The sequence below is a fragment of the Kutzneria sp. NPDC051319 genome (assembly GCF_040682195.1).
GTDB lineage: Bacteria > Actinomycetota > Actinomycetes > Mycobacteriales > Pseudonocardiaceae > Kutzneria.
Window position 1 is genome coordinate 37,032 of record NZ_JBFBAM010000043.1, and the last position, 15,728, is coordinate 52,759.

General features: G+C 69.8%; 14 protein-coding genes and 1 tRNA gene. 6 read left to right on the forward strand and 9 right to left on the reverse strand.

Annotation, left to right across the window (positions count from 1 at the left end; all coding sequences use genetic code 11):
* Window positions 1-129: 129 nt before the first annotated feature.
* Complete coding sequence (locus tag AB0M73_RS32295) at window positions 130-600, reverse strand: MarR family transcriptional regulator (RefSeq protein ID WP_363898572.1); 471 nt, start codon at window positions 598-600, stop codon at window positions 130-132.
* A gap of 69 nt (window positions 601-669) precedes the next feature.
* On the opposite strand from AB0M73_RS32295, the gene AB0M73_RS32300 reads away from it, so the two are divergent.
* Window positions 670-1,557, forward strand: coding sequence for an ABC transporter ATP-binding protein (locus tag AB0M73_RS32300; RefSeq protein ID WP_363898575.1), 888 nt, complete (start codon window positions 670-672; stop codon window positions 1,555-1,557).
* On the forward strand, window positions 1,554-3,146 hold the full coding sequence (locus AB0M73_RS32305) for an ABC transporter permease (protein WP_363898578.1): 1,593 nt from the start codon (window positions 1,554-1,556) through the stop codon (window positions 3,144-3,146). The genes AB0M73_RS32300 and AB0M73_RS32305 overlap by 4 nt, the downstream gene beginning before the upstream one ends.
* A gap of 62 nt (window positions 3,147-3,208) precedes the next feature.
* On the opposite strand, the gene AB0M73_RS32310 is transcribed toward AB0M73_RS32305, so the two are convergent.
* Both AB0M73_RS32310 and AB0M73_RS32315 read right to left on the reverse strand, forming a co-directional pair.
* Window positions 3,209-3,868: a response regulator transcription factor gene (locus AB0M73_RS32310; RefSeq protein ID WP_363898581.1), complete on the reverse strand. Its 660-nt coding sequence runs from the start codon at window positions 3,866-3,868 to the stop codon at window positions 3,209-3,211.
* The gene (locus AB0M73_RS32315; RefSeq protein WP_363898585.1) at window positions 3,861-5,057 is read right to left on the reverse strand and encodes a histidine kinase; all 1,197 of its coding nucleotides are present in this window, start codon (window positions 5,055-5,057) and stop codon (window positions 3,861-3,863) included. Before AB0M73_RS32315 ends, AB0M73_RS32310 begins: the two co-directional genes overlap by 8 nt.
* Before the next feature lie 190 nt (window positions 5,058-5,247).
* On the opposite strand from AB0M73_RS32315, the gene AB0M73_RS32320 reads away from it, so the two are divergent.
* On the forward strand, window positions 5,248-6,702 hold the full coding sequence (locus AB0M73_RS32320) for a glycosyltransferase family 39 protein (RefSeq protein WP_363898588.1): 1,455 nt from the start codon (window positions 5,248-5,250) through the stop codon (window positions 6,700-6,702).
* Here AB0M73_RS32320 and AB0M73_RS32325 read toward each other — a convergent pair.
* From AB0M73_RS32325 to AB0M73_RS32345, 5 genes are all read right to left on the reverse strand, one after another.
* Window positions 6,670-7,638 (reverse strand): NAD(P)-dependent oxidoreductase, encoded by a 969-nt coding sequence (locus AB0M73_RS32325; protein WP_363898591.1) that lies wholly within the window; start codon window positions 7,636-7,638, stop codon window positions 6,670-6,672. The genes AB0M73_RS32320 and AB0M73_RS32325 overlap by 33 nt on opposite strands.
* Before the next feature lie 18 nt (window positions 7,639-7,656).
* Complete coding sequence (locus AB0M73_RS32330; RefSeq protein WP_363898594.1) at window positions 7,657-8,487, reverse strand: glutamate ABC transporter substrate-binding protein; 831 nt, start codon at window positions 8,485-8,487, stop codon at window positions 7,657-7,659.
* A 143-nt stretch (window positions 8,488-8,630) separates the two neighbouring features.
* A complete protein-coding gene (locus AB0M73_RS32335; protein WP_363898597.1) occupies window positions 8,631-9,131 on the reverse strand; it encodes a DUF2127 domain-containing protein in 501 nt (166 codons plus the stop codon).
* Window positions 9,132-9,150: 19 nt separating this feature from the next.
* Window positions 9,151-11,517, reverse strand: a complete 2,367-nt coding sequence (gene hrpB / locus AB0M73_RS32340; protein WP_363898600.1) for an ATP-dependent helicase HrpB — start codon at window positions 11,515-11,517, stop codon at window positions 9,151-9,153.
* Between the two features lie 4 nt (window positions 11,518-11,521).
* A complete protein-coding gene (locus AB0M73_RS32345) occupies window positions 11,522-12,244 on the reverse strand; it encodes a VIT1/CCC1 transporter family protein (protein ID WP_043718882.1) in 723 nt (240 codons plus the stop codon).
* Between the two features lie 68 nt (window positions 12,245-12,312).
* Between AB0M73_RS32345 and AB0M73_RS32350 the strand changes: the two genes are divergently transcribed.
* From AB0M73_RS32350 to AB0M73_RS32360, 3 genes are all read left to right on the forward strand, one after another.
* Entirely contained in the window at window positions 12,313-13,233 is a 921-nt protein-coding gene (locus AB0M73_RS32350) for an alpha/beta hydrolase (RefSeq protein ID WP_363898605.1), read from the forward strand.
* A gap of 78 nt (window positions 13,234-13,311) precedes the next feature.
* The gene (locus AB0M73_RS32355; RefSeq protein ID WP_363898607.1) at window positions 13,312-14,094 is read left to right on the forward strand and encodes a thioredoxin domain-containing protein; all 783 of its coding nucleotides are present in this window, start codon (window positions 13,312-13,314) and stop codon (window positions 14,092-14,094) included.
* Between the two features lie 172 nt (window positions 14,095-14,266).
* Window positions 14,267-14,339 (forward strand) — tRNA-Ala (locus AB0M73_RS32360).
* 567 nt (window positions 14,340-14,906) lie between these two features.
* On the opposite strand, the gene AB0M73_RS32365 is transcribed toward AB0M73_RS32360, so the two are convergent.
* Window positions 14,907-15,548, reverse strand: coding sequence for a hypothetical protein (locus AB0M73_RS32365; RefSeq protein WP_363898610.1), 642 nt, complete (start codon window positions 15,546-15,548; stop codon window positions 14,907-14,909).
* Window positions 15,549-15,728 lie beyond the last annotated feature (180 nt).

Consider the following 15,728-nt stretch of genomic DNA (forward strand, 5'->3'; position numbering starts at 1 on the left):
GATCACTGAAGGTGATGGTCCGTCAACTTCGGCGTGACGGCGGCGGGTGGTCGCTGTGGTGATCTAGTTCGTCCTGACCGGCGTCGACGTTACGGTCTGGACCGGGCTGACCCCCACAAGATCGCCGGGTCAGCTCGTGGCGTTACGTGACCGCCAGCGGTCGAGGACGAGGGGGATCTCGACCCGGAGGAAGTCGAAGAACTCAACCGACTCGCGCAGCCGCACGCCGGCGGCGGTGTCCTGGCCGACGGCCGCGACGCCGTCCGCGAGGGCCTCGGACCACAGGGTGAGCAGGCGCTCGCGGTCCATGGCCGACTCGTACCAGGTGCCGCCGCGGACCCGGAAGTGGTCGCGCTTGGAGCCGGGCTCGCGCTCGCGGACGATCAGGTGGACCTGGGTGAGGTAGCGCACGGCGCCGGAGACCGCGGCGGGGCTGACGGACAGCGACTCGGCCAGTTCGCCCGCGGTGAGCTGGCCCTCCTCGGAGGCGAGCAGCCCGACGAACACCCGCGCCGGCATGCGGGGCATGCCGCCTTCGGCCAGCATCAGGGCGAACCGCTCGATGAACTTCGACACGGCCTCGTCGTCACGCGCGGTCACTCCCACATCCTCTCACCCCGTTGGGTTCATCTTCTTCACGAATTTGTGAAACGAGTGTAGCTTGGTGGCATGACAACCGCCATCTCGGTGTCCGGCCTGCGCAAGGCGTTCGGCCGGACCCAGGCGCTCGACGGACTCGACCTCACCGTCACCACCGGCGAGGTCCACGGCTTCCTGGGCCCGAACGGCGCCGGGAAGTCCACCACCATCCGCGTCCTGCTCGGACTGCTGCGCGCCGACGGCGGCCGCGCCGAGCTGCTCGGCGGCGACCCCTGGCGGGACGCGACCGAGCTGCACCGCCGCCTGGCCTACGTGCCCGGCGACGTCACCCTGTGGCCCACGCTGTCCGGCGGCGAGGTCATCGACCTGCTCGGACGGCTGCGCGGCGGCCTGGATCCCAAGCGCCGCAAGGACCTGCTGGAGCGCTTCGACCTCGACCCGACCAAGAAGGGCCGGACCTACTCCAAGGGCAACCGGCAGAAGGTCGCGCTGGTCGCCGCGCTCGCGTCCGACGTGGAGCTGCTCATCCTGGACGAGCCCACCTCCGGCCTGGATCCGTTGATGGAGGAGGTGTTCCGGGACTGCATCGCCCGCGAACGCCAGGACGGCCGGACCGTGCTGCTGTCCAGCCACGTGCTGGCCGAGGTCGAGGCGCTGTGCGACCGCGTGAGCATCATCCGCAACGGCAAGACCGTCGAGTCCGGCACGCTGGCCGAGCTCCGGCACCTGACCCGCACCTCGATCACCGCCGAGCTGGGCTCCCCACTGTCCGGTGTGGACACCATGGCCGGCGTGCACGACTATTCGGCGCAGGGCAACAAGGTTCAGTTCGAGGTCGACACCGCCGAGCTGGACGCCGTGCTGCGCAAGCTCACCGAGTTCGGGGTGCGCAGCCTGATCAGCCAGCCGCCCACGCTGGAGCAGCTGTTCCTGCGCCACTACGAGGTGAGCGCGTGAACACCTTGGTGGGCACGGGATCCCTGGTGCGGCTGGTGCTGCGCCGGGAGCGGATCCAGCTGCCGGTGTGGATCCTGGTCGTCACCGGCATCGTCGCCGCGACGGCATCCAGCTTCGCTTCGCTGTACCCGACGGTGCAGTCACGGCAGGAGCTCGCGGCGTCGATCGTCAACAACCCGTCGATCCTGGCGTTGAGCGGCCCGGCGCAGGGGCTCGACACCATCGGCGGCATGACCGAGTGGAAGTACGGCGCGGTCGCCTGTGTGCTGGTCGGGCTGATGGCCGTGTTCATGACGGTCCGGCACACTCGGGCCGACGAGGAGACCGGCCGGCACGAACTGCTCGGCGCCGGCGTGGTCGGCCGGTACGCCAAGCTGACCGCGACGCTGATCGTGGTGTTCGGCGCGGGCCTGGCGTACGCGCTGTTGATCGGCCTCGCGCTGACCGCCCAGGGATTGCCGGCCGCCGGATCGTTCGCGATGGGACTGGGCATCGGCGGCTGCGTCTGGTTCTTCTCGGCCGTGACCGCCGTCGCCGCCCAGGTGAGCTCGAGTTCCCGTGCGGCCAACGGAATCGGCGGCGCGGTGATCGGCGCGGCGTACCTGCTGCGTGCGGCCGGCGACTCCGCCGCCGAGGACGGTCCGCGCTGGCTGTCGTGGCTCAGCCCGATCGGCTGGTCGCAGCAGATGCGCCCGTTCGCCGGCGAGCGCTTCTGGGTTCTCGCCCTGTTCGTGGCGATTTCCGTTGTGCTGCTTGGCGTCGGCTACGCGCTGGTCGGCCGGCGGGACATCGGGGCCGGCCTGCTGCCCGAGCGCGCCGGCCGTCCGAGCGGGATGTTCGGCACGTTCGGGCTGGCCTGGCGGTTGCAGCGGGGCATCCTGATCGGCTGGACCGTCGGCATCGTGGTGCTGGCCGGCGCGCTGGGCGGGATCTCCCAGAGCCTCAAGAGCATCCTGGACAGCACCCCGCAGGTCGCCCAGGCGTTGCAGCAGCTCGGCGGGCAACAGTCCCTTGTGGACTCCTTCATGGCCGCCATCCTGGACGTCATCGGCCTGGCCGTCTCCGTCTACGCCATCCAGGCCGCGCTGCGGCTGCGCGCCGAGGAGACCGCGTCGCGGGCCGAGCCCGTGCTGGCCGGCTCCGTCGCGCGACTCCGTTGGGCCGCAAGCCATCTCGCCTTCGCCCTGATCGGCAGCGCCTTCCTGCTCGCCGTCGCCGGCGCCGCCACCGGTCTGGCCGTCGGCCTCACCAACGGCGACGTCGGCACGCAGCTGCCCCGCCTTCTCGGCGCAGCCATGGTCCAGGTGCCGGCCGTCTGGGTCCTGGCCGGCATCGCCACCGCCCTGTTCGGGCTGCTGCCCCGGCTGACCTCCCTGGCCTGGGCCGCCCTCGTCGTCTTCCTGCTGCTCGGCCAGCTCGGCTCGCTGTTCCAGCTCAGCCAGTGGGCGTTGGACATCTCCCCGTTCACGCACCTGCCCAAGCTGCCCGGCGGCGAGTTCACCGTCGTGCCGCTGATCTGGCTGCTGGTCGTCACCGCCGCGCTGACCGTGGCCGGCCTGGCCGGTTTCAGGCGGCGCGACGTGGGATAAGAGTGGCCAGCTCGCGCCATTCGACGAGCACGGGCTCGAAGGCCGGCCAGGAGGTGCCGCATTCAGCGGGTGACGAGGCCGGCGTCGTAGGCCAGCAGGCCGATCTGGGTGCGGTTGGCGCAGTCCAGCTTCACCAGCATGCGGGAGACATAGCCCTTGACCGTGGCCTCGGACAGGTGCAGGCGGGTGGCGATCTGCGCGTTGGACAGCCCCTCGCCGAGGCAGGTCACCACGTCGATCTCACGGTCGGTCAGGTCGGCCACCAACGCCGTTGCCTTGTCCCGCGCGGCCTGTTCGCCGGCTGAGGCGGCGACGAGCCGGCGGGTGGCGGCGGGGGACAGCACGGTGTGCCCGTCGGCCGCCACCCGGACCAGGCTGATGAGGTCCTCGGGCGGCGTCGACTTGAGCAGGAACCCGGCCGCTCCGGCCCGCAGTGCGCGAATGACGTACTGGTCGGCGTCGAAGGTGGTCAGCGCGACGACGGTCGGCGGCGAGGGCAGGCCGGCGATGCGCTCGATCGCCGTGAGCCCGTCCACGCCGGGCATGCGCAGGTCCATCAGCACGACCCGAGGTTGGTGCCGCACCACGGCTTCCACCGCCGCGGCGCCGTCGTGAGCCGCGTCGACGACCGCGATGTCGGGCGCCGAGCCGAGAATGGTGCGCAGGTGCGCGCACACCATGGGCTCGTCGTCCACGACAAGGACCGTGATCTTGTCAGTCATGACTCTCCGCCGTCGGTACGAACGCGGGCAGTATGGCATCGACCTCGAAGCCGCCGTCGGGCCGCGAGGCCGCGGTGAACCGGCCGCTGACCAGCTCGACCCGCTGCTTGAGCCCGAGCAGGCCGGTGCCGGAGCCGCTCTCGCCGAGGTCGTGGTCGACGCTGCCGACCGGCGGGCCGTTGCGCACGGTGAGCCGCACGCGGTCAGCCCCGTAACGCACGTGCACGCGGGTCTTCGCGCCCGGCGCGTGCTTGCGGACGTTGGTCAGCGCCTCCTGCACGACCCGGTACGCCGTGCGGCCGACCACCGGCGCGGTCAGCAGCGGATTGCCGTCCACAATCAGCTCCACCGTCATGCCGACGCCCTGCGACTCCGTGACGAGCTCGGCCAGATCGGGCAGCCGCACGGCATCGGTCGGCTCCTCGCCGTTGTCGTCGGCATGGGTGCGGAGCACGCCGACCAGGTCCCGCAGCTCGGCCAGCGCCTGGCAGCCGGCCTCCCGCAGCTCCTCGGCGGCCGTCCGGGTCGCCTCGTCGGGCGCGGTGATCCGCAGGGCCCCGGCCTGCAACACCATGAGGCTCACGCGATGCGTGACCACGTCGTGCATCTCGCCGGCCAGCCGCACGCGTTCGTCGGCCCGCGCCTGCTCGGCCAGCAGCTGCTGTTCTCGCTCGGCCCGCTCGGCGCGTTCGGTCAGCGCCCGGATCAGCGACAGCCGGTTGCCGATGTACAGCCCGAACAGGGCCGGGAACACCGTGAACAGCATGCCGCCGGTGATGATGGTGAACGTCGGCGCCCACACCCGGACGGAGATCGCGATCAGCACCGCGGAGCACAGCCACATCCGCCGCGACCGGGGGATCCGCTTGAACGCGACGCCGACGGCGAACGGCGTGGCCAGCGGCACGAACTGCGAGTCCTCTCGGATCACGCCGAAGAACAGCTGCGGGTCGATGTAGGCGGAGACCGCCATGGCGATGGCGCTGGCCGCGCACAGCGCCAGGCCGACGAGCGGGAACCGGCGATGCCACAGCAGCGCGAACATTCCCGGCAATTGGATGAACGTCTGCGTCCACTCGTAGAACGTGGTCGGCGGGCCGTAGCCGATCCAGATCGCCAGGATGATGCCGAGCACGGTGGCGAACGGCGACAGCAGGAAGAAGGCGTCGCGCCAACGCGGTCGGGTCACCTCTCGACCATACCCACCCGGACAATCCGCCTTAGGTAGCGCCGGCACCTACGAAAGTCGCATGCCCCGGGCACTTTCCGGGCTGTCCGGCGCGGCCACCGTCCGGGTTGGATGGTCGCCGGGGGGACACGTGATGGGGGGACGGCAAGTGCGGCAACTCGGGGGAAGCACAACCATCGAGGCAGGGCCGGTGGTTGCCGCACTTGCCGCGCGGCCGGTCGCGGTCATCGCCGGTCTGCTGGGCATCGCGCTGGTGGCCACCAGCTGGCGTTACGGTTATTTCGGCGACGAGCTGTACTTCGTCGCCGCCGGGCACCATCTCGACTTCGGGTACGCGGACCAGCCGCCGCTGGTGCCGCTCCTGGCGCTGATCGCCGACACCGTCGCGCCGGGATCGTTGGTGGTGCTGCGGATTCCGGCCGCTGTGGTCACGGTGGCCGGCGTGTTCGTGGCGGCCATGATCGCCCGTGAGCTCGGGGGCAGCCGGCGGGCCCAGATCATCTCGGCCGGCAGCTACGCCGTCGCGCCGTTCCTGGCCGGCGGGGGCCATCTGCTGGCGACGTCCACAGTGGACCCATTCCTGTGGACGCTGATCACGTGGTTGGTCGTGCGCTGGGTAGGCGTCCGTGACGACAAGTTGCTGCTGTGGGCCGGTGTTGTCACCGCGGTGTCGTTGCAGGTGAAGTGGCTGATCGTCTTCTTCTGGGTCGTCGCCGGCGTGGCCATCCTGATCGCCGGGCCACGGGATCTGTTGCGCAGCAAGATGTTGTGGCTCGGGGCGGCCATCGCTGGGCTGACCTCGGTGCCGCAGCTGCTGTGGCAGGCCCACAACGGTTGGCCCCAGCTCCAGATGGGCAGCGTGATCGCGGCCGACGAGCGGGCCAGCATCGGCGGCGCGGGCGGCTTCCTGCTGGTTCTCGCCCTGTACACGGGGGCCGTCGGCGTGCCGCTCGGAATTTACGGACTGGTGCGCACGTTCCGGTTGCCCGAGTTCAGGTTTCTCGGCATCACGGCCGTCGGGCTGATCGTGGTGTTCATCGCGACCGGCGGCCGGCCGTACTACGCCGGCGGCATTCTGCCGGTGCTGTGGGCGTTCGGCGCGGTCGGCCTCGACGGCCGGCGGCGGTGGCTGCCCTGGGTGGCGTGGCCGGTGTTCGCCGTCTCGATCGCCTTCGTGGCGGCGTCCCTGCCGCTGCGGCCCGTGGATTCCCTGCGGGACAGCAACGAGACCGCCGACTTCATCGCCTTCGAGAGCGTGGGCTGGCCGCAGATGGCCGACGAGGTCGCCGCCGCCTACCGGGCGCTGCCCGACGACGTCCGCGCGCACACGGCGATCGTCGGCGACGCCTACTGGTCGGCCAGCGTGATGTCCCTGTACGGCCCCGAGCGCGGCCTGCCCGCGCCCTACGGACCGAACCGCGGCTACTGGTACTTCGGAGTGCCGCCGGAGAGCGCGGTGAACGTGCTCTACATCGGCGACAACCACATCGACCAGATCCGGTCGCACTTCGGCAGCGTCACCCAGGTGGCCACTGTGGACAACAAGCTCGGCATCCACAACGGCTACCAGGGAGCGCCGATCTACCTGGCCACCAACCGGGACCGGCCGTGGTCAGCCCTGTGGCCGGCGCTGCGCAACCTGTGACGGCTCGTTCACAGTCCACAGTAGAGGCTCGCCGGCCGCGTAGCGCTTGATGTTGTCGGTCAGGGCGATCATCGAGTTGAACAGCACCTGCTGGGTCACGCCGCCCACGTGCGGCGTGGCGATCACCTTGGGGTGGTTGACCAACGGGTTGCCCGGGTCCGCCGGCTCGACGGCCAGCACGTCGAGCCCGGCCCCGGCGATGTGGCCGGAGTCCAGCGCCGCCACCAGGGCCGCCTCGTCGACCAGGCCTCCGCGGGCCACGTTGACGAACAGCGCACCCGGCTTCATCGCGGCGAAGGCGCCGGCGTCGAAGAAGTTCCGGTTGTGCTCGCCGAACATCAGGGCGCTGATCACCACGTCCGCCTCGGCCAGCACCTCGGTGAGCCGATCGGCGCCGACCACGCGGTCGATCTCCGGCGGCCCACCCAGCTCCGGCCGGGCCCGCACGGCGACGAGCCGGGTTCCCCAGGGCGCCAACCGCTTCGCGACCGCGAGGCCGATCGCGCCCAGCCCGATGATCGCCACGGTGCCGCCGGACAGCGACCGGCCGGCCGGCTGCGCCCACTTCCGTTCCCGCAACGCCTGCCGCGCCTCGTCGAGCTGCCGGCTCAACGCCAGCGTGAGCAGGATTGCCTGCTCCGCCACGGCGTCCGCGTTGCCGGTGACGTCACCGGGCAGCCGCGCCACCCACACGCCGGCCGCCGTCGCCGCGTCCACGTCGACCGTCTCCAGGCCGACGCCGAACTGCTGCACGAAGCCGAAAGTGGCACGCGACAACAGGTTTGCGTCCACCTTCGCGGCGATCGGCGTGACCACGTCCATGCCGTCGGCCATCTCGGCGAAGCCGGCCGGCGAGGACTGGAACACCTCCCAGCCCGGCAGCAGCGCCCGCAGCGGGTCGAGCGGATACTCTTCGAGGCCGATCAGCAGTCGCATGTGACCCAGGTTACGGGCTCAGCGCTCGGTGATGGCCGGCGGCGAGGGCATCTGGTAGCCCGAGCTGCCCACGTTGGCCTGCAGGGCCGAGCGCCAGGCGCCGGTGGAGATCATCTTCTGCAGCGCGGCGTCCACCTTCTCGCGGCCGCCGGTGTCGCCCTTGCGCAGCCCGATGCCGTACGAGTCCTTGGTGAACGGCTTGCCGACCACCTTGAGCAGCTCCGGGTTCTGCGCCGCGTAGCCGGCCAGGATCACGTCGTCGGTGGTGACCGCGTCGACGATGTTGGCCAGCAGCGCGGTGACGCAGTCGGAATAGCGGCTGTACTCGACCAGCGTGGTGTTCTGCGCGAACTTGTCCTTCACCTGCTGGGCCGAGGTGGAGCCGGCGACCGAGCAGAGCTTCTTGCCGTTCAGCGACTGCGGGCCGGTGATCGAGTTGTCGCTCAGGCGCACCAACAGGTCCTGGCCCACGGTGAAGTACGGGCCGGCGAAGTCGACGAGCTTCTTGCGCTTGTCGTTGATGGTGTACGCGGCCACGACCATGTCGACCTTGCCGCTGGTGAGCAAGGTCTCACGGTCGGCGGGCTCGGCTTCCTTCCACGTGATGTTGGCCGGGTCCACGCCCAGCTCGCCGGCGATGAACTTCGCCACGTCCACGTCGAAGCCCTGATACAGGTCGTTCAACGTCTTCTCGCCGATGCCCGGCTGGTCGAACCGGATGCCGATGGTGAGTTTGCCCTGGCCGGCGGCCCCGGTCAGGGTGTCGGCGGGCCCGCTCGTCCCGCATGCGGCGAGCAAGGCCAGCGCGGCGAGTGCGGCGGTCGCTCGTAGTGATCCCCGCATGCGCATGGTGAGGTCCCCTTAAGGTCGAGGCGGCCTGCACTGCCTAACAAACCCAGGGCCGTCAAGTCCAATCGGGCAGGCCTGGACTACGTCACACTCCACTACGCGCCAGGATCCTTGACAGTTCGCGGTGATCCTCTTTTTCACATTCACATGTGAGCATCCGTCGCAGCCGTGGCTCGCTCACGTCGCAACTGGATGTATTCGCGGATCACCAGGACGATGATCACTACGTCGATCGCCGCGAAGATCGGCAGCGCGATGGAATGGGTGTGGACGGCCCGGAAGATCTCGTAGACGACAAAGGCCCCCAACACCACCGCGGCCACCGGGTACAGCGGCAGCACCTTGCGCAGCAGCGCCGCCACCAGACCCAGCTTGATCACGGCGTGCAACAGCAGGTAGCCGATCGCGAACGTGCGGCTGCTGCCGTCGGCGAAGTCGTGCGCCGCGGTCTGTAGGTGCGTCGACAGCGTGCCGCTCGGATCGCCGAGCAGGTCTCGCGTCACCACCTCGTTGGCCAGGCCGGTGATCAGCGTCGGCGGGATGAAGATCAGCACGATGCCCAGCACGAGCTGGCCGAGGCCGTCCAGCCCCTTGATGGCGATGGCGACCTTGAACAGCTTGTCGGTCGTGGTCGAGTTGCTCACGCCGACCAGGATGCCCCGATCAGCGCGGTTTAGTGCGGCGAGTGGGCGAAGCGGTGGTGGGATCCTCCGGCCAGGGGTGCTTCGGGTAGCGGCCGCGCAGCTCGGAGCGCACCTGCGGGTAGCCGGTCCGCCAGAACGAGGCCAGGTCGCCGGTGACCGCCACCGGGCGGCCGGCCGGGGAGAGCAGGTGCAGCACCACCGGCACGCGGCCGTCGGCGATGCGGGGCGTGTCGGTCCAGCCGAACGTCTCCTGCACCCGGACCGGGAGGGTCGGGCCGTCGGCGGTGTAGTCGACCTTGAGCTTCGAGCCCGACGGCACCTCGATGCGGTCCGGGGCGAGCTCGTCCAGGCGGGCGGCGGCGGGCCAGGGCAGCATGGTCTGGAGCACGTGCTGGGCGCTGATCCGGGCCAGGTCCGTGCGCTTGCGGGCGGCGGACAGATCGGTGTTCCGGATGATGGCGTCATCCGAGACCTCGGGCCAGGGATCACCCAGGTTGACGTGCAGGAACTCCATTCGTTGGCGCTGCCTGGCCGCGTCCTGGCTCCACTGGAGCAGAGCGATGCCTTCTTTGCGGAGGCCTTCTTTCAGCGCTTCCAGGAGGAGTTCGGGGTCGGGCTTGGCGATCGGACGCTCCGCCAGCACGATCGCGCCCAGGCGGCGGACGTGCCGGGCGACGACGTCGCCGTTGGTCCAGGTCACCTCGTCCTTCTCGGACAGCAGGGCCGGGGCGGCGCGTTCAGCCAACTCCTGGTCGGCGCGGGCGGCGAGGCGGACCCGGCCGTGGGCGCGACCCGGTTCGCGGTCGGCGACGGCCACGGCCAGCCACTCGCTGTCGGTGGGGCCGTCCGTCTCGACCGCGGTGCCGCCGGCCATGAGGTAGCTGCGCGAGCCCGGCTGACGCCTTTTCGCCAGGCGTTCCGGGTGGGCCAGGGCGACGACGAGGGCGGGGTCGTCTTTTCGACCGGTGGGGCCGTCGACCAACTTGGAGAGGCGGCCGACCTCGCGTTTCCAGGTCGGGGGCTGGTCTTGGCGAAGCCGGCGCACGGCCGTCTCGACGTCGTTCGAGGAGGTGACGGAGTCGTCGTCCAGCAGCGCCACAACCTCGGCCGTCGGCTTTGCGCCCAGTTCACGGGCACCGTCGAGCAGCGCTCGGCCCAGCCGGGGGTGCAGGCCCAGCTCGGAGATGCGGCGGCCGCGGTCGGTGACGCCGTTGTCGTCGAGGGCGCCCAGGTTCCTGAGGGTGGTCTGCCCGGCGGCGAGGGCGCCCGGCGGGGGCGCGTCCCACCAGGTCAGGTCGCTGCCATCCGGGGTGCCCCAACAAGCCAGCTCCAGGGCGAGGCGGGTCAGCTCGGCGGTGCGGATCTCCGGCTCGGGGTAGCGGGGCAGCGTGGCCTGCTCGTGCTCCGGCCAGCACCGGTAGACGTGGCCGGGGGCCTCGCGCCCGGCCCGGCCGGCGCGCTGATCGGCGACGGCCTGTGACACCCGGGTGGTGATCAAGCCGGACAGGCCGCGGCGGTGATCGGCCCTGGGCGAGCGGGCCAGGCCGGCGTCGACCACTGTGCGGACGCCCGGCACCGTCAGGCTCGACTCCGCGACGGCCGTGGCCAGGACGATGCGTCGGTCCGCGGTCTTCCGGATGGCGTCGTCCTGGGCCTCGGTGGCCAGCCTTCCGTGCAGGGGAAGGACATTTAGGCCTTGCAGCTGCTGCGAGACGCGGCGGATCTCGCCGACACCGGGGAGGAAGACCAGGATGTCACCGTCCGTTTCGGACAGTGCTTTGTGGACTGTTCTTGCCACGTGTTGCTCCAGGCGTTCGTTCCGGGCGGCCGGCACGTAGGTCGTCTGGATGGGGAAGGTTCTGGCGTGGGCCTCGATGACCGGGGTGTCGGCGCCCAGGATCTCCGCCAGTCTCTTGGCGGCGACGGTGGCGCTCGTGGCCAGCACCTTGAGGTCGGGGCGCAGGCCCTCGCGGGCGTCCAGGAGCAGCGCCAGAAGGAGATCGGCGTCGAGATGGCGTTCGTGGCACTCGTCCAGCAGCACGACGTCGACGCCGGTCAGCTCCGGGTCGTGTTGCAGGCGGCGCAGCAGGAGGCCGCTGGTGACGACCTCGACCCGCGTCTGCTTCGAGGTGCGGCGGTCGCCCCGGACCGCGTAGCCGACCGTGCCGCCGACCTGTTCGCCCAGCAGCTCCGACATCCGGGCCGCCGCCGCCCGCGCCGCCAGCCGTCGCGGCTCCGCAACGAGAACACGACCTGGTAGCGCCAGCGGCACCAAAGTCGTCTTTCCCGTGCCCGGCGGGGCCACCAGCACCGCCGTGCCGTGCCGGGCCAGGGCGGCGTTCAGGTCGTCGAGTACCGCACGGACCGGAAGATCGGGAAGCTGCACCCCGCTAGCCTGCCGCAGTCACGCCGATCAGCAGACCCACCAGGTAGGTCGCGCCCGCCGCGATCACGCCGAACAGCAGTTGGCGCAGGCCGTTCCACCACCACGGGCGGGTCGTGAAGCGGGCCACCACCGCGCCCGCCGCGAACAGGCCGATGCCGCCGATGCCCAGGCCGGCCAGCAGCGACTCCCAGCCCAGCAGGAACGGCAGCAGCGGGAACAAGGCGCCGATCGAGAAACACAGGAACGAGGAGACCGCCGCCACCACCGGAGACGGCTGATCGTCCGGATTGACACCCAGCTCCTGCTCGATATGCACCCGGACGGCCAACTCCTCGTCCTGGTGGATTTCCTCGGCCACCCGGCGGGCCGTTTCCTCGGTGAGACCCATTTCCTCGAACATCTGCATCAGCTCGGCCTTTTCCGCGGCCGGATTCTCGCGCAGTTCCCGACGTTCGGTGGCCACCTCGGCCTGCACCGAGTCGTTCTGCGTCTGCACCGAGGCGTATTCGCCCAGCGCCATCGAGAACGCGCCCGCGACCAGGCCCGCCATGCCGGTGAGCACGATGACGTGCGAGCTCGCCCCGCCACCGCCGACCCCCGCGACCAGTGAGATGTTGGTCACCAGGCCGTCCATCGCACCGAACACCGCCGGCCGCAGCCAGCCGCCGGACAGGTCGTTGTGGGTGTGGCCGACCTCGTTCTGCGCCGTTTCGTCAACCTGGGTCACGTTCGGAGGGTAATGGATTGAGCCGGTACTGAGGAAAGCCTTGCACAGTGTTGCCTAGCCTTAGCGGTGTGCCACACATCGATCCCGAACTCGAGCGGTTCGTCCAGGCCTTCCCGGTGGCCCGGGTGTCCGCGCCCGGCGCCGACGTCGTCAAGATCCGCGAGGACCTCGACCAGCGCTGGCGGCGCATGCAGCCGGTCGTGCAGGTCGGCGAGGTCACGGACCTGGCGACGCCCGTGCCCGTGCGGGTGTACAAGCCCGTTCTCGGCGCCGTCGACCTGCCGGTGGTGGTGTTCCTGCACGGCGGCGGCTGGTGCACCGGAAGCGTGGTCACCCACGACGATTTGTGCCGCCGAATCAGCCGCTCCGCCCAGGCCGTCGTCGTTTCCGTCGAATACCGGATGGCGCCCGAGGATCCATTTCCCGCGGCCGTCGACGACTCCTTCGCCGTGTTGCGGTGGGTCGGTTCGCACGCCCGGGAAATCGGCGGCGACCCGTCCCGCATCGCCGTCGCCGGGGACAGCGCCGGCGGCAACCTCGCCGCTGTGCTCACCCAGCTCGCTCGTGACAACGGCGGGCCCGAGCTGCGGTTCCAGCTGCTGCTCTACCCGGCCGTCGGCGGCATTGGCGAGTTTCCCTCACGGGCGGAGAACACCGACGCCCCCGTGCTGTCGACCGCCGACATGGAGGCCTTCCTGCGGCACTACGCCGGTTCGATCACCGGCGAGCCGCCCGTCACCCTCGCGCCCGCCCTCGCCGCCGACCTGTCCGGCCTGCCGCCGGCCTTCATCGCCACCGTCTGGCACGACCCGCTGCGGGACGAGGCCGAGGCCTACGGTCGGCTCCTCGCCGCCGCCGGCGTGCCCGTCGAGACCGTCCGTTTTGATCACCTTGTGCACTCTTTCGCCAGCTACGCGCCCCTCATCCCCGCCGCCTCCGAGGCCCTCGAACAGTGCCTGTCGGCGTTGCGGAAAGGACTTCTCAGGTAGCACTCAGGGGTCGTCGGTAGCATTTCGCCAGGACTCGGCCACCGAGTTGGCCGGCCTTGACGAGGAGGACGGTTCATCGTGGGCGCGGCCCAGAACAACAACAAGCGTGACAAGAACAAGGCCAACGCCGCCCGGGCCGTCGCGGCCGCCCGCGGCGCTCGCAACGACCGGCGCAACATCGCCATCGGCACCGTGGCCGTCATCGTGGTCGCCATCGCCGTGATCGTCGGCGTGGTCCTGTCCACCCGGCAGTCCACCCCGCCCGCCGCCACCGGCGCCGATGCGATCAAGGTCACCAAGGCCGACGCCGAGTACACCGCCAAGGCCGGCGACGACGGCACCGTCACCGCCGGGCAGGACACCGCCAAGACCAAGATCGACGTCTACGAGGACTTCACCTGCCCCTACTGCGGCGACCTCGAGAAGCAGAGCGGCGCCCAGATGGCCAAGGCCATGGCCGACGGCAAGCTCCAGGTGCGATACCACCTGCTCAACATCCTCGACAACAACACCAATCCCCCCGGCTACTCCCTGCTGGCCGCCAACGCCGCCATCGCCGCTGCCAAGCAGGGCAAGTTCGCCGACTTCCACGCCAGCCTCTACGCCCAGCAGCCCAAGGAGGGCGGGGCCGGCTACACCAACGAGCAGCTCATCAGCCTCGGCAAGCGCCTCGGCATCACCGCCGCCCAGTTCTCCACCGACGTGACCGCCGGCGTCTACGGCAACCTCGTCAAGCAGCAGGCCACCACCGCCTCCGCGCCCCCCGTCAATCTCCAGGGCACCCCCACCGTCCTCAACGGCACCACCGACCTCAAGGCCCTCCAGGACCCCCAGTGGCTCGACAAGCTCCTCAACACCTGATCCCTTGATCCTTCTCACGGCCCGTCACGCCCCCGGCGTGACGGGCCGTTCACGTTCCTGACCTGCCCGAACCCCACTGCCCACCCCCCGATTTCACTTCTCCCGGACCCGTCGTGTAGGGTTTGCACCACGAGATGAGGGACCTACCAACCCGGGTTCCAAATCTCGGCTCGGGGCTGTGGCGCAGCTGGTAGCGCATCACACTGGCAGTGTGAGGGTCAGGGGTTCGAGTCCCCTCAGCTCCACAATTGTTGAATAGTTTAGATACGCCCCCTGACCTGGGAAAACTAGGTTTGGGGGCGATCTTGATTTTTCGTCCCAAGTGGACAGTGGATGACCTAACTGGAGCAAAACTGGAGCAGGGGTCTGACCCTATGCGAAATGGGGTCAGGTTTTTGCTCCAGTTCTATGTCACCCGACCGGGGATTCTTCAGCGGCGAATCTCTAGAACGCCCGTAGGCGGGCGGGCACGGTCGGCTGGCGGTTATGGGGTAGGCGGGCCCGCGTTGTCACGGCTGTGGCCCGGCTAGCCGTTGGCCGGGTGCGCCGATCGTCCATGTCAGCCCCTGGCGATCCGCGAGCCCGTCGCCGCCGCCCAGGTCGCGATCAATGGATGGGTAGACGGTTACAACCGTCAACGGTGGGCTTCGGCGGCCCAGTCGATCACTCGCGCGAGCTGGACGCCGACGCTCACCAACCATCCATAATGGATTCGTGGCAGCGTGCGTTGCGTCTCGACGGGAACTGGCGGCCCGGCCAGCCGAACCGTCCGGCGTTGGTGACGCACGGGTCGCCAGTTCCTCCTACGGGGCCTAGTGAGGGTAGGGAGGCGCGAAGTCGGGCTCGGCAGCTCCTGCGAAAACCAGGTGGTCGATCTCGGACAACTCGCCGTACAGCACACCGTGGAACTCCAGGACGGTGTTGCGCGCGAGCGAGACCTGCGACATGTGCTCGTTCCAGTCCACGTCACGTACATGGATGTCTGGGTCGGCGGTGTCTTGCAGGTGGTAGCCGACGCTCCTGTGGACGTACCCGTCGAACACCACTACCGCGGGCACACGGACCGTGATGAGCCGCGTTCCGCCCTCGTACTGATCATCGATAGACACTGCGATCGCGTTGTAGTCGGGGTCGATGTGGTCGACAGCCATGTTCTCAACGGTGGAGTGGGGCAGTGTCAGATCACTGAACGGTGTCCGGTGACCCATCCGTCCGTCGCTGTCAGCATCGACCTCCTGGTAGAGGAGATCAGTGCAAGCGCGGTCGACCGCGTCGTGGAGACTGTCCGTGAGCCGCTGGTGGTTTCGTGACTGCGTGAGGACGTGCCGCTCGGCTTCGGGATAGGACACGTTGTACTGGGACGCGTAACGGCGGGCCTGTTTGACCAGCCGCAATGCGGCGGTGTAGTTGATGCGGAGCTGATTGCTCAGTCGCCTGGCGTCGTGGTCTTTCATGGGCAGTCCCTGCGTCGTTGTCCGACAGCCCCCACGCGACCATCGAGACATGTCGGCAGGACACGCCATGATGGATCCGCTACGCCGGGCCTCCGACCCTTGCCTCACTGTGTCGGCTGGGCGTGGGCCAACCAGACGGGAGGGAACGGCACCGTAGCTGTGCCGTCTTTGACGGTAGCA